Source organism: Nocardia sp. GP40 (assembly GCF_050434125.1).
In the GTDB taxonomy this organism is placed as follows: Bacteria; Actinomycetota; Actinomycetes; order Mycobacteriales; family Mycobacteriaceae; genus Nocardia; species Nocardia albiluteola.
In genome coordinates this window covers 72,116-84,551 of record NZ_JBNPVW010000013.1, presented here as the reverse complement: position 1 = coordinate 84,551, position 12,436 = coordinate 72,116, and the positions used below count along the sequence as shown (strand labels likewise).

12 protein-coding genes and 1 pseudogene are annotated in these 12,436 nt (G+C 65.9%); 5 read left to right on the top strand and 8 right to left on the bottom strand.

Features of this window, described 5'->3' with window-relative positions:
* Window positions 1-171: 171 nt before the first annotated feature.
* The 5 genes and pseudogenes from ABH933_RS32845 to ABH933_RS32825 all read right to left on the bottom strand — a co-directional run.
* Window positions 172-333 (bottom strand): annotated as a pseudogene (locus ABH933_RS32845) (SDR family NAD(P)-dependent oxidoreductase); the annotation flags it as partial.
* 253 nt (window positions 334-586) lie between these two features.
* Window positions 587-952, bottom strand: a complete 366-nt coding sequence (locus ABH933_RS32840) for a hypothetical protein (RefSeq protein WP_429421562.1) — start codon at window positions 950-952, stop codon at window positions 587-589.
* A gap of 150 nt (window positions 953-1,102) precedes the next feature.
* Complete coding sequence (locus ABH933_RS32835; RefSeq protein WP_429421560.1) at window positions 1,103-2,077, bottom strand: amidohydrolase family protein; 975 nt, start codon at window positions 2,075-2,077, stop codon at window positions 1,103-1,105.
* A 660-nt stretch (window positions 2,078-2,737) separates the two neighbouring features.
* Complete coding sequence (locus ABH933_RS32830) at window positions 2,738-3,061, bottom strand: alcohol dehydrogenase catalytic domain-containing protein (protein ID WP_429421558.1); 324 nt, start codon at window positions 3,059-3,061, stop codon at window positions 2,738-2,740.
* 2 nt (window positions 3,062-3,063) lie between these two features.
* On the bottom strand, window positions 3,064-3,546 hold the full coding sequence (locus ABH933_RS32825) for a luciferase family protein (protein WP_429421557.1): 483 nt from the start codon (window positions 3,544-3,546) through the stop codon (window positions 3,064-3,066).
* Between the two features lie 70 nt (window positions 3,547-3,616).
* Here ABH933_RS32825 and ABH933_RS32820 point away from each other — a divergent pair, with 70 nt between their 5' ends.
* Window positions 3,617-4,024 (top strand): winged helix-turn-helix transcriptional regulator, encoded by a 408-nt coding sequence (locus ABH933_RS32820; protein ID WP_429421556.1) that lies wholly within the window; start codon window positions 3,617-3,619, stop codon window positions 4,022-4,024.
* 225 nt (window positions 4,025-4,249) lie between these two features.
* Here ABH933_RS32820 and ABH933_RS32815 read toward each other — a convergent pair whose 3' ends face one another.
* Together ABH933_RS32815 and ABH933_RS32810 are read right to left on the bottom strand one after the other, a co-directional pair.
* A complete protein-coding gene (locus ABH933_RS32815; RefSeq protein WP_429421554.1) occupies window positions 4,250-4,978 on the bottom strand; it encodes an IclR family transcriptional regulator in 729 nt (242 codons plus the stop codon).
* A 5-nt stretch (window positions 4,979-4,983) separates the two neighbouring features.
* The gene (locus ABH933_RS32810) at window positions 4,984-6,447 is read right to left on the bottom strand and encodes an APC family permease (RefSeq protein ID WP_429421553.1); all 1,464 of its coding nucleotides are present in this window, start codon (window positions 6,445-6,447) and stop codon (window positions 4,984-4,986) included.
* Window positions 6,448-6,709: 262 nt separating this feature from the next.
* Between ABH933_RS32810 and ABH933_RS32805 the strand changes: the two genes are divergently transcribed.
* Genes ABH933_RS32805 through ABH933_RS32795 form a run of 3 tightly spaced genes read left to right on the top strand, consistent with a single transcriptional unit; the run spans window position 6,710 to window position 10,552 of the window.
* Entirely contained in the window at window positions 6,710-8,119 is a 1,410-nt protein-coding gene (locus ABH933_RS32805; protein ID WP_429421551.1) for an ethanolamine ammonia-lyase subunit EutB, read from the top strand.
* Window positions 8,116-9,018, top strand: coding sequence for an ethanolamine ammonia-lyase subunit EutC (eutC, locus tag ABH933_RS32800; RefSeq protein WP_429421549.1), 903 nt, complete (start codon window positions 8,116-8,118; stop codon window positions 9,016-9,018). Before ABH933_RS32805 ends, eutC begins: the two co-directional genes overlap by 4 nt.
* A 16-nt stretch (window positions 9,019-9,034) precedes the next feature.
* Window positions 9,035-10,552 (top strand): APC family permease, encoded by a 1,518-nt coding sequence (locus ABH933_RS32795; RefSeq protein WP_429421547.1) that lies wholly within the window; start codon window positions 9,035-9,037, stop codon window positions 10,550-10,552.
* A gap of 212 nt (window positions 10,553-10,764) precedes the next feature.
* Here ABH933_RS32795 and ABH933_RS32790 read toward each other — a convergent pair whose 3' ends face one another.
* Window positions 10,765-11,652, bottom strand: a complete 888-nt coding sequence (locus tag ABH933_RS32790; RefSeq protein WP_429421545.1) for a LysR family transcriptional regulator — start codon at window positions 11,650-11,652, stop codon at window positions 10,765-10,767.
* 111 nt (window positions 11,653-11,763) lie between these two features.
* Between ABH933_RS32790 and ABH933_RS32785 the strand changes: the two genes are divergently transcribed.
* Window positions 11,764-12,411 carry a disulfide bond formation protein DsbA gene (locus ABH933_RS32785; protein ID WP_429421544.1) on the top strand — a complete coding sequence of 216 codons (648 nt, stop codon included), beginning with the start codon at window positions 11,764-11,766 and terminating at the stop codon, window positions 12,409-12,411.
* Window positions 12,412-12,436 lie beyond the last annotated feature (25 nt).

Genomic DNA, 12,436 nt, shown 5'->3' with positions numbered 1-12,436 from the left:
GCTTCTCCTCGGTTATTCCAGTAGGCCGGGCGCGGAGGTGAATCCGTCGCGGGTATGGCTCTGCCTATCGCGGTTCGGGCTGCTGCGCTCGACCGGTCATTCTGCCGAGCACGCCAACCAGTAGCCGTCGGCTCACGAAGCGGCCGCCAAGCGCCATGATCTGCGCTCAGATAACTTCTCCGCCAACGACTCGAGCCGATCGAGGCGCCGCGCAACGAGAATCAGGTCAGATCCACGTTCTGCGAGCTGGCGTGCAAATTCGGCACCGATACCCGAGCTGGCTCCGGTGATCAGTGGGGTCTGGCCGGGGTAATCAACGGGGGAATTCGTCATGGATCTAGGCCCTGACTGCAGTGGCGCGGATGTCGACCAGCATAGTCCTGTCGATGTTCGCCCCGGTACAAGACGAGATCGCGTCCGACTGGCCCCGCTGTATGGTGACAACGAGATTGCCACCAAAGTCGGAGAGACGCTCGGCATTCCGGTTCGGTACGAGCCGATCGATATCCCCTACGGCGTAGCGGTGACTCGGGCGACTCACAGTTGGCTGACTCATCGGATGGGGCGGACGCGGATCTGGGCGTGCTCACGGGCAATACCGTGCGGTGCCGCGAACGCCCGTGGCAATGGCGGATGTTGACTTCTGCAACGATTCTCGGTTCGTCGTGGTCGGTTGCGATTTCTGCGGGCGCTTCGGCCTGAGTGGACACCCGGTGGTGTGCGCGAGGATGTAGAAGAACTCGGTGGACAGGGTGTGGTGATGCGGGCGCGTGCCGTCGGCCCCGGCCGGGAGGAGCAGCCGGTTGGCGCCGAACAGGCCGCCGGTGCGTTCACTGTCCTCGAGCAGCCAGAATGCGCCATCGCCGGGAAGGCGCACGGCCTCGACGTCGCGGTAGTTGGCCGCCTGCAGGGAGCCGCCACTGGCCGTACGCGGGGAGTCTGCGGTGGCCACTGACGGACGGGTTTGCCTGGCCCTCGGGGCGCAACAGGTGTCGCCGTTCCAGGATTGACGCGTTCTCTCGTTGCAATGATGGCGGCTAGCGCTGCCGCCATCGGGTTCCGTGCGTCGCGGTACCGCTGGGATGCCTGACCTCGGGCTTACTCATTGCGCCCCGCTTCGACCCGTCGCACCTCGGTTGTCGATGCCGAGCAGTGTCGGTGCGTTGCCGTCGAGGATTAGTTTGGTGGCGGCAGGATCGATGGATGGGTCGTTGATGTAGTCGATCGCGCGCAGGAAAATGTCGCCAGCTTCGTAGGGGAAGTCGGTACCTAACAGGAGGCGATCAGCGCCCAGCGATTCGATAGCGGCGCGCAGGGCGGGGACGTGACCGTGTCCGACAGTGTCGTACCACATGCGGCGAGCGGTGACACTGGGCAGCTCGGGGGTTTGTGGCGCTTCCCATCGATATTGGTTGTCGATTCGTTGCAGCAGCATCGGCAGCGCGCCGCCCAGGTGAGAGTTGATGATCTTGATGTTCGGGTAGCGGGTCGGGATGCCATTGGTGATCAGTTGGATCACCGAGATCGTGTCCTCGACCGGGGCGCCGACCATCCAGGTCATGTGGTGGTCTGCGATCAGCGGTGTGCAGGCACTGTTGCCCGCAGGGTGCAGATACAACACGGTGCCGCGGCGGTCGAGTTCGTCGAAGATCGGCGCGAACTGCTCCTCCACGAGGGCGCGGTTGAGGATGGTGGTGTTGAGAACGACGCCGATCATGCCCAATTCATCGAGCGCTCGGCCCATTTCGGTGATCGACTCCTCGATGTGGGGCATCGGGAGGGCAGCGAGGGCGCGAAAGCGATCCGGGTGGTCGGCCACCATCGCGGCGTATTGATCGTTGACGAATCGCGCGGTCGATACGGCCTTGTCGCGTTCAGTGAAGTGCGGCAGCAACGGAGCGGCCGACAGGATCTGCATGTCCACTCCCGCACGGTCCATCAGTCGCAGCCGGGCGTCCATCTCACTGCCGCCGCCGGCGCCTTGGCCCCGTTGCGCGTCGGTGTCGGTTCTACCGAACTCGACCAGCAGGTCGAGGTAGTCGTCGGTCCAGTAGTGCGCGTGTACATCGATCCTCATCTGTTGCAGCCTTTCGTGGTTGTTCTGTTCGACGAGTACGACTTTGCGCCCAGGGTTTTGGAGGGCACTTGGAACCGACTTGCAGCCCCGTCGCGAGCCGCGCCCTACCATCGACCGGGACATGGAGTCGGTCCGGGTTTTGGGCTCCTTCGCGGCCGAGACCGGCGGAGCCTGAGGGATGTCGGGCTGCCGTCGATCTGCTCACGCACGCTCGGGCTGGCGGAAGTCCGCCAGCCATGGGAGAAACCCGCTGCCCCACAGCGGGTTACGCCCGCACTAGTGCGGCGAGGGTTTCGGAACCTCCGCACCAACACCAGGCGCCCCGCCAGCGCGCCGAAACCGGGCGGGCCAGGCCCCGGTGACGGTTCGGATTGCCGCCTGCGAACGCGGCTCGTCGGGCGGCGAACGGATCGGCTGGCGTCACGATCCTGGTGGGATGACGATGATGGTGCCGTAGACGGTGTGCGAGGCGGGATCGACTGCCACTGAGGAGAAGCCGGCCTGGTGGTGTGAGCGACCTTGGCCACGGTTCTGTCCTACACCGCTGAGGCCACGATCGTATTCGGTCGGCCGTAGCGGCCCGCCGACCCAGAGCACAAGTGACGTATCCGCCGGGCCTGAGGTCGACGTTCCTCTACAGCAGTCGGATTGCGTGATCTGTCAGATGGCGACGCTGAGCTTGCCGATGGTGCCCATGCTGAAGTCGGTCAGCGCTGCCGGGACCTCGGCCAACTTGTAGGTCCGGCCGAGCGGGACCCGCAGGCGTCCCGAAACTACCTCACCGGCGTAGTCCTTGCCGAGCAGCACGGGGAACTCGTACTCGTAAACCCCCTGCAGCGCGCCACCGAGCACACCCAGGTCGAAGCCGTTGACCGATGCGGCGCGCACCCGCACCAGCACCTCGCCCGGCCCCAGCTCGGGAATCGGCAGCTCGGTGAGTTCTGGAGCGGCGCCGAACTTCTCGAAAGCGATGGTCTGCATCATTGTCACTGCTCCTCGATAATGGTGGCGGCCTGCTCGTAGGAGGCCCGCAGTACCGCGATCGCGACCGCAAGCTCGTCCGCATCGCGCGGGGCGTAGAGCATCACGATGGAGTCCGGCCATTCGGGGCGACGGGTGATCGGATGCGGCTCGGCCCAGCCGGCCTCGATCAATGGCGCGACCAGAGCCCGCGGCACCGTCAGATGCATGAATCCGGCCCGGTGAATGTGCCCGAATTCATCCCGGCTGGGAAACAGGAACGCCTCCCAGGGGCCTGTCGGATGCTGCATCCGCAGCGCCAGCGACGACGGCTCGGAAACCTGGCTCGGTCCGGTGAACACGCCGGGCAGCGCATCGGCGGCCGCGACCAGCGCGGCGCGAATCTCCGGCGGGGAGAACTGGTCCAGCTGATCGTGCGGAATCTCGCGACCAGTCGTGGTCGGGCGGGCGCCGGCCCGCCGGGGCAGTGTAACTGTATCGATAGTCATCTCACACACAACACTTTCCGTATGTTGCGCACATATTGTGCGTAGCACAAGCATGTTTCAGAATGGCGAGATGGCACAAGAAGGCACTTCGAATATCGCAACGAACACCGCTGTGCGCGAACCGATTACGCCGATCGATCACCGGTGTCAACTGCGTGAGGTGTTGGACCGGGTGGGCGACAAGTGGAGCATGCTGGTGCTGGACCTGCTCGCCGGCGGCCCGAAGCGCTACTCCGAACTGCAGCGCGCCATCGACGGCATCTCCCAGCGCATGCTGACCCTCACCCTGCGCAGCCTCGAACGCGACGGACTGGTACGCCGCACCGTCACGCCGACCTCACCGCCGCGCGTCGACTATGCCTTGACCTCGGTCGGAGCCACCCTCTCCGACCGGGTTCGGACGCTCATCGAATGGTCGGAGCAGCATCGCGATTACGTGGCCGAGTCGCGGGTCCGGTACGACACCGCCGCCGACTGAAGGCCACTGCCGACCGATCCGGCGCGGTCGATCCGACAGTTGGTGCCGCAGGCCACGGGATGGTGGGGGTGGCCGCTGGATCAGGGCGCTGAACGCATTCGACATGACCTTCGACGGCCGCGTGTCCGCCGGACGTAATAGCTACCAGCCGAACGAATTTACATCACTGGTGAGGATAGGCCCCACTACACCGGATCGAGCTCCCAGCTGTCCGATCGTTGTCGGTCAGTAGAGCAGGGGCCCGATCAAGGCTGCGTAATTGCGGGCGGGCTTGCTGTGGGATTCGAGGGTGTCGAGCCGGTTGCTGGGGCCGGTGAGGCACAGTGCGCCGGTGATGGATCCGGATTCGTTGTGGACTGGATACGCCAAGCATGTCAACCCCGGTACCAGTTCGTCGGCAGCGCGGGCGTACCCGCTGCCGCGGATGGTTTCGATGTCTGCCGAGAGGCTGCCGTGGTCGACAAGCGTGCGTGTGGTGAGACGGGCCGGAGCGGGTATCAGCAGCCGCCATTGGGTCCGTGAAGACAGCAGGAGTTTTCCGGCGGCGGAGGCGTGCAGGTGTTTGGAGAGTTGACGTTCGACCGTTACCGGATGATCGGGGTCCTGGTCGATCACCCGGACGGTGCTGTGACCGAAATGCATTAGGGTTACGGCGAATCGGGTCGAGTCGCGGAATTCGGCGAGACAGCGGCGGGCGGCGGTCGGTACGGTGGGGGTGTTCAAGGCTTCGGCGAGTCCGCGCAACCGCATGCCCAAACCGAATCCGCGCAGGTCGGCGGTGCGGATCAGGAATTCCTCGGCAACCAGGGAATTGAGCAGCCGATAAACAGTGGCGGGCGCCATGTCCAGGCGCTGCGCGATCTCCTTCGCGGTGATCCCGACGCCGTATTCGGCCACGATCTCCAGAATGGCGATCGTGTTGGTAACGGAGTTGCTGCGCCGGGCATCCTTCACGATGGCTACCGGAACATGGCCGTCTGGAGCAGCTGTTCGCATTGTGGCTCGTCGAAGATGCCGACGCGGCGCAGCCGGTCCGGCGCGAATCGGTGCAGGCCGGCGGTGAAGACGATCGCCGCCAGCATGATGGTGAGATATGTTGCGACGACCACCTGGTTGCCCGGTTGGCGCGAGAATGCGGCGGCAACGACCACCAGCACCATCATTGCCGCGCCGGATACCCCGAGCACCAGCAATGGTCTGCTCGGTTCATCGATGCGTCGCAGCAGCATCGGGCCGGCCAGGCAAGCGGCCAGATAGGAGCCCAGGTAGCCGAACGAGCTGAGGGTCAGGAACAGCCGGATGCCGTCCTGCGGCGACACCGCCGACCACAGCAGCGCGATCGCGCATCCGGCGACCACGGCTGTCGTCCCCAGGATGGCGGGAACCGGGGTGTGGAACCGGGGATGCGTGCGACCTGTCGCGCGCGGCGCGATTCCCTCGCGGCCCATCGTGAACAGGATCCTGACCAGGGCGTTGAGCGACGCCACGGTGCAGGCGAAAAATGATGCGGCGACGCCGAGGTCGAGAATGGTGGCCAGGATTGGTGAATCGTCGCGAAGCAGCAGATCCGACAGCGGTGTGGCGCTGGCGGTCGCGGGGTCGATGACCAGCGCGATGGCCTCGGCGCCGACCGCGATCAGATAGATCACGCCCGCTGCCAGCGGTGTCCACAGCAGTGTCCTGGGAACCGAGCGGAACGGGCGGAACGACTCCGCCGACAGCGTTGTCGCACTCTCGAAGCCGACGAACGCGCTGATCGCTACCACGGCGCCGTCCGCGTAATCGCCGATACCGCCCCGCCAGGCGACAGCCTGACGCATATCGACGCTGTGTCGTGCGTTGGTGAGCAGGTAAACCAGCAGCGCCAGGATCGCCACCGCCGACACGCATTCCACGAGCAGGGTGACAACCGCGGACAGTCGGATGCCGCGCACCATCAGCACCAGTGCGACGGCCGCGGCAAGGGCGGCGATGACCGTCAACGTGGCGGTGGTGGCACCGGTCGCGGCGCTGGTGATCGATTCGACGTTGCCGAGGTAGCTGGCCACAGCGAGCAGTCCTGCCACGCTGACGCTGGCGTAGCCGACGATCGCCGACCAGCCGACCGGGATCGCTGCGACCGGGCCCAGGCCCTTGGCCACATAGGTGTACAGCCCGCCGGTGACGGCGAGCCGTTGTGCCATCGGGCGAATGACCAGGGCGATGCACCAGGTCAGCACCGCGGCCGCGAGGAAGGCGAACACGCTCGCGCCGCCCCCGATGGTGGCGATGACGAACGGCGGGGTGACCGCGGCGGTCCCGGACGGTGCGATGGCGGCCACCGACTGCGCGAACACCGGCACGAAGGTCAGGGTGCGGCGGCGCAGCCCGCTGATCGATGATCGGTCGACCACCAGTGGTGGTGTCGATGTGGGTACGTTCAACGGGGACAGCCGTTCTGTTTTCACCGTGGGCCATTCGCCCGCGAAAGAGTCTTAGTGTGCTGGCCCCCTGTTTCGTTTTCGTTACTCACGGTTACCGGAGTCTTTCCGGGGGTGAGAAATATTCGTTCGATAATTCTCGGCGCCGGTCATCGCGGAGCCCACATTGCCGTAACAGCACCTCATTAGCGTTTCGGCCCAGCGGAATTCACGACGGACCGCACATCTCGGTGCCGTCACGGGTGCGAGAGGGAAAGGGTTCACGGTGAGCTTTCGGCAAGTAATCGGTGGACGGACATACAGTTTCGACGGCCTCGCCCAGTTGCTGGCAAAGGCCACTCCGGGGCGTTCCGGGGACGAATTGGCCGGGTGCGCAGCTGAATCGGATGCCGAACGAGTCGCTGCACAATGGCGGCTCGCCGAGGTACCGCTGGTCGATTTCCTGAACGAGCCGGTGGTGCCGTACGAGAGCGACGAGGTGACCCGGCTCATCGTCGACACCCACGACCTTGCCGCCTTCGCGCCGGTGAGCGGGCTGACCGTCGGGGCGTTCCGCGACTGGTTGCTCACTGAAGTCACTGCGGGCACAGCGGAATTCACAATTCCGGCGATCGCGCCCGGGATCACCCCGGAGATGGCCGCAGCGGTGTCGAAGCTGATGCGGAACCAGGATCTCATCACCGTCGCCGGGTCGTTCGCCCCGCAGGCGGCATTCCGCACAACTATCGGCATGCCGGGCAGGCTCGCGACTCGACTGCAGCCCAACCATCCCACCGACGACCCACATGGTATCGCCGCCGGTATCCTCGACGGACTGCTGCTGGGCTGCGGTGACGCGGTGATCGGTATCAATCCGGCCACCGACGCCCCCGGCACCATCGCGCAGCTGTTGTACCTGCTCGACGACATCAGGCTGCGGTACGACATCCCGATGCAGTCCTGTGTGCTGACTCACGTGACGACCACCCTCGATCTGATCGAGCGTGGCGTACCGGTGGATCTGGTGTTCCAGTCCATCGCGGGTACCGAGGCTGCCAATAGCGGGTTCGGTGTCACCCTCGAACTGCTGCGAGAGGCCAACGAGGCGGCGCAGCAGTGCAACCGCGGCACCGTCGGCCGCAACGTCATGTACTTCGAGACCGGGCAGGGGGCCGCGCTGTCGGCCGACGCCCACCGCGGCACCGGTGGCCGGCCGATCGACCAGCAGACCCTGGAGGCGCGCGCTTACGGTGTCGCGCGCGCCTTCGACCCGTTGCTGGTCAACACCGTCGTCGGCTTCATCGGCCCGGAATATCTCTACGACGGCAAGCAGATCACCAGGGCGGGACTGGAGGACAACTTCTGCGGCAAGCTGCTCGGCCTGCCCATGGGTGTGGATGTCTGCTATACCAATCACGCCGAGGCCGACGCCGATGACGCGGACATGCTGGCGACCGCGCTGGCGGTGGCCGGGACGGCCTTCGTCATCACCGTGCCAGGGTCCGACGACACCATGCTCGGCTACCAGAGCCTGTCCTTCCATGACGCGCTGTACCTGCGCCGGACCTGCGGGTTGCGACCAGCGCCGGAATTCGAGGCATGGCTGCACCAACTCGGGATGGCCGACGAATTGGGGCGTGTCCTTCCGAAAGGTCCGGCCGTATCGCCGCTACGTGCGCTGGCAGGTATCCGATGAGCACCGCGTTCACGCCCGATACCCGTGCTGCACCGCTCGCCGAGCCCGCTGGCACCAGCACCGTCCCGCCCACCGGAACTTCTGCCGGCCTCGGCAGTACCAGCGAGGTTCCGCCTATCTCGGGTGCGGCGGCCGATGATCTTTGGCGGCCGCTGCGGGCCCACACCCGGGCCCGGATAGGGCTGCGTCGTGCCGGTGACACTCTGGCGACTACGGAAGTGCTGGCGCTGCGCGCATCGCATGCGCTGGCTCGCGATGCGGTGCGTACCGCACTGGACACCGACGCACTGCGCGCGACGCTGGCCGGGCTCGGCCTGAGCAGCCCGGTGCACGTGCGCAGCGCCGCCGGGGACCGCAACCGGTACCTGCGCCGGCCCGATCTGGGCCGAACACCGGCCGATCTCACGCAGCTGGCCCCCGCCGGCGCCGACCTCGCGCTGGTCGTGTGCGACGGGCTCTCGGCCACCGCGGTCCACGATCACGCCGCTGGGTTGTGTGCCGCGCTCATCCGGGAGTTCATGCCGGATTACAGCTTCGCGCCGCCGGTGCTCGCCACCCAGGCCCGGGTCGCGCTGGGTGACCACATCGGCCAGGCGCTCGGTGTGCGGGTGGTGCTGGTGGTGATCGGGGAGCGGCCTGGGCTGTCGGTCGCCGACAGTCTCGGCATCTACCTCACCTACCAGCCGCGTCCCGGTCGGGTCGACTCGGAGCGCAACTGCATCTCCAACATCCATCCGCCCGATGGCCTCGGCTACGCCAGTGGCGCCGTCATCGCCCGCGATTTGGTCGACCAGATGATCCGGACCGGCCGCTCCGGCGTCTCGATCAAGGCTCGGGCCGCGCCGACCCTGCCGCCAGGTCAGTCACTCAGCATCACTCACACACCGGAAAACAGCTAGCAGAGAGAGCAATTCGATGACCCAGCAAATCACCCGCGAGGCCGCCGCGCCGTCGCCCGGGCCGGAATCCGATGGCGTGCACCGGCTCAAACCCAACGCTATCGGACTACTCGGGGTGGTGTTCATGGCGATCGCCACCGCCGCGCCGATCACCGCCATGACCGGCAACGTGCCGTTCATGATTTCCGCCGGCACCGGCAAGGGCACGCCCGCAGCGTTCCTGATCGCCATGGCGGTGTTGGCGGTGTTCTCGGTGGGCTTCACCACCATGGGCAAGCACATCACTGCCACCGGCGCCTTCTACGGCTTCATTTCCCACGGTCTAGGCCGAACTGTCGGCCTGGCGTCGGGCCTGCTGGCGACCTTCGCATACATGGTGTTCGAGCCGTCGCTGGTCGGCATCTTCGCCAGCTTCGGGACCAATACCGTACTGGCTCAGTTCAATACGCACGTGCCGTGGTGGGCGTTCGCGATCGCGATGCTGGCGATCAACGCGATCGGAACCTGGTTCGGTGTCGCGGTGGCGGAGAAGCTGCTGGTGCTACTGCTGTTCACCGAGATCACGGTGCTGGCGGTGATGGCAACTGCAGTCGCCGCCCATGGCGGTGGCCCGCACGGCTTCTCGTTGTCGCCGCTGAATCCGGTCGCAGCGTTCACCGGGCCGTCGGCGGGGCTGGGCCTGTTCTTCGCGTTCTGGTCCTGGGTCGGGTTCGAGTCGACCGCCATGTACGGAGAAGAGTCCAAGAACCCCAAGAAGATCATCCCCAAAGCGACCATGATCGCCGTGCTCGGCGTCGGCGTGTTCTATGTGCTGGTGTCCTGGATGGCCATGTCCGGCAACGGACTCGACGAATCGGTCGCCCTGGCCGGCTCGGACAACCCGATGAATGTGTTCTTCCACCCGACCACCACGTACGTCGGCCACTGGGCGGTCACCGCGATGCAGTGGCTGATGATGACCGGTTCGCTGGCCTGCGGTATGGCCTTCCACAACTGCGCCGCCCGCTACCTCTACGCCCTGGGCCGCGAAGGCGTGCTGCCCGCCCTGCAGCGCACCATCGGCCGCACCCACCCCAAGCACGGCTCGCCGCATATCGCCGGCCTGGTCCAGACCATCGTCGCCGCGCTAGTGGTGTTGGCCTTCGGCCTGGCTGGTAAGGACCCCTACTCGGGCACCTACACCCTGCTGGCCATCCTGGGCACCATGGCCATCCTCATTGTGCAGGCACTGTGCTCGTTCGCAGTGCTGGCCTACTTCCGCACCAACCACCCGGAGACCCGGCACTGGTTCAAAACACTGGTCGCGCCGCTGCTGGGTGGTCTGGCAATGCTGGGCGTAGTCGTGCTGCTGGTGATGAACATGGGCACCGCCGCCGGGACCGAATCCGGCTCGCTGGTGCTGCGCGCCACCCCGTGGCTGGTGGCCCTGGTCGCCGGGGCCGGCATTGGTTACGCGCTGTACCTGAAGAAGCGTGACCCGGCCCGCTACGCCTTGCTCGGACGGACCGTTCTCGAAGAATCGCACGAGCGGTAACATCTGGATTCCTTCTCCTCACCCGTGATGACGCCGTGTGAAAGTGATAGTTCGGCTTCGATCACCAACCGGCCACTCGAAAACCACAGGCCAGACCCGTTTCTATGTTCACAGTGCCCCCGCGGGGGCACTGTGAACATAGGGATCGGTCGGCTGACCCAGGGCACGTTCAATGCATCGGGATTCCGTTGGGTACCGAAGATTGGTCAGGCTCAGTGACTTTCGGATGATGCTCGGATGCCGAGGATTTCGAGGAAGGCCGTTGCAGCAGGGGTGCGGCCTTCGCGGCTCCAGACGATGTATTCGACGCGGGTGGGTGCGTCGGTTACGTCGACGGTGGTCAGGCCGGCCAGTTGCGGCACGTACGCCGAGGCGAGCATGGCGATGGCGAGGCGTTGTTCGACCAGTCGGTTGATGAGATAGGCGGTGGTGACTTCGAAGGCGACATCGCGTGTGAGGCCCGCTGCGGCGAAGGCCTGATCGGACTGGGCACGGCCGGCTGTGCCCTCGGGCAGGTCTACGAAAACTTCGGAGGACAGTCGGGACAGGTCGACGGCTGATTCCGTCGCGAGCGGGTGGTCGGGGGCGACCACGGCGACCAGACGGTCATGCGCGAGGACACGGGTCCCGACCCCCTGGGGCTGTGTGGTGGTCGGTAGCCCCAGAAAGGCCATATCGAGGACACCGCTCTTGACCTTGTCGATGAGGTCCTCGCTCGCACCGGCGGACAGGCTGATGCGTACGTGTGGGTAGCGTGAGCGGAATTCGGACAGGACCGTCGGCACATCCACTGCGGCGACGGTGGGGATGAGGCCTACTGCCAGGCGTCCGCGGATCTGACCGACGGCGGCCGCGACCTCCGCGGCGGCACGATCGGCAGCATCGAGGCATTGACGTGCCGCGGGAAGGAAGGCCGCGCCCGCGGGCGTCACACGCACACGGCGGCTGGTGCGCTCAAAAAGCTTGGCACCCAATTCCTTTTCCAGGCGGGCGATCTGGTGGCTGAGTGCGGATTGGACGACCAGGCAGCGCTCGGCCGCACGGGTGAAGCTGTTGGTCTCGGCGACCGCGATCACGTAGCGCATCTGCTGCAACTCCATGGATCAATCGTGAATCACGATTGATGGGTTGACAAACATGTGTTGGACTCATGGATCGCACGGGCTGAGACTTCAATGGTCACCGGTTCACCAGACCAAAGGATCTCCTCAGTGCACGAGACTTCGCAGATTCAGTCCACCACCCCCATCGACCTCTGGTTCGACCCGCGATGCCCGTGGGCCTGGATCGCTACCCAGTGGCTGCTCGAGGTCGAACAGGTACGGCCCGTCGAGACGCGCTTCCACGTGATGAGCCTCTCGGTCCTCAACGAGGGTCGCGAACTGCCGGAGAAGTATCGGCAGGGCCAGATCGACGGCTGGGGTTGCGTCCGCGTCTGTATCGCGGCCGAACAACAACACGGCCCAGAGGTGCTGCGCCCGCTCTACCTGGCCATGGGCACTCGGATTCACCACGAGGCGGCGGGCCTGGGCCGCGACATGGTCCTCGCCGCCCTCGCCGAATGTGATCTGCCGGCCGAACTCGCCGACGCCGCGGACAGCACCGGCTACGACGAAGCCTTGCGCGCCAGCCACTACACCGGCATGAATCCGGTCGGCGATGCCGTCGGCACACCCGTCATCCACGTCCCGACCGCCGAGGGCGCACCGATTGCCTTCTTCGGCCCGGTCATCTCTCCCGCGCCGCGCGGCGCGGCGGCCGGTCGGTTGTGGGACGGCGTCTTCGCCATGGCATCCACCGATGGCTTCTTCGAACTGAAGCGGGCCCGCGATCGGGACCCGCAATTCGACGCAGCCTGACCAGTCAACCCCAGAAAGTAAGCAG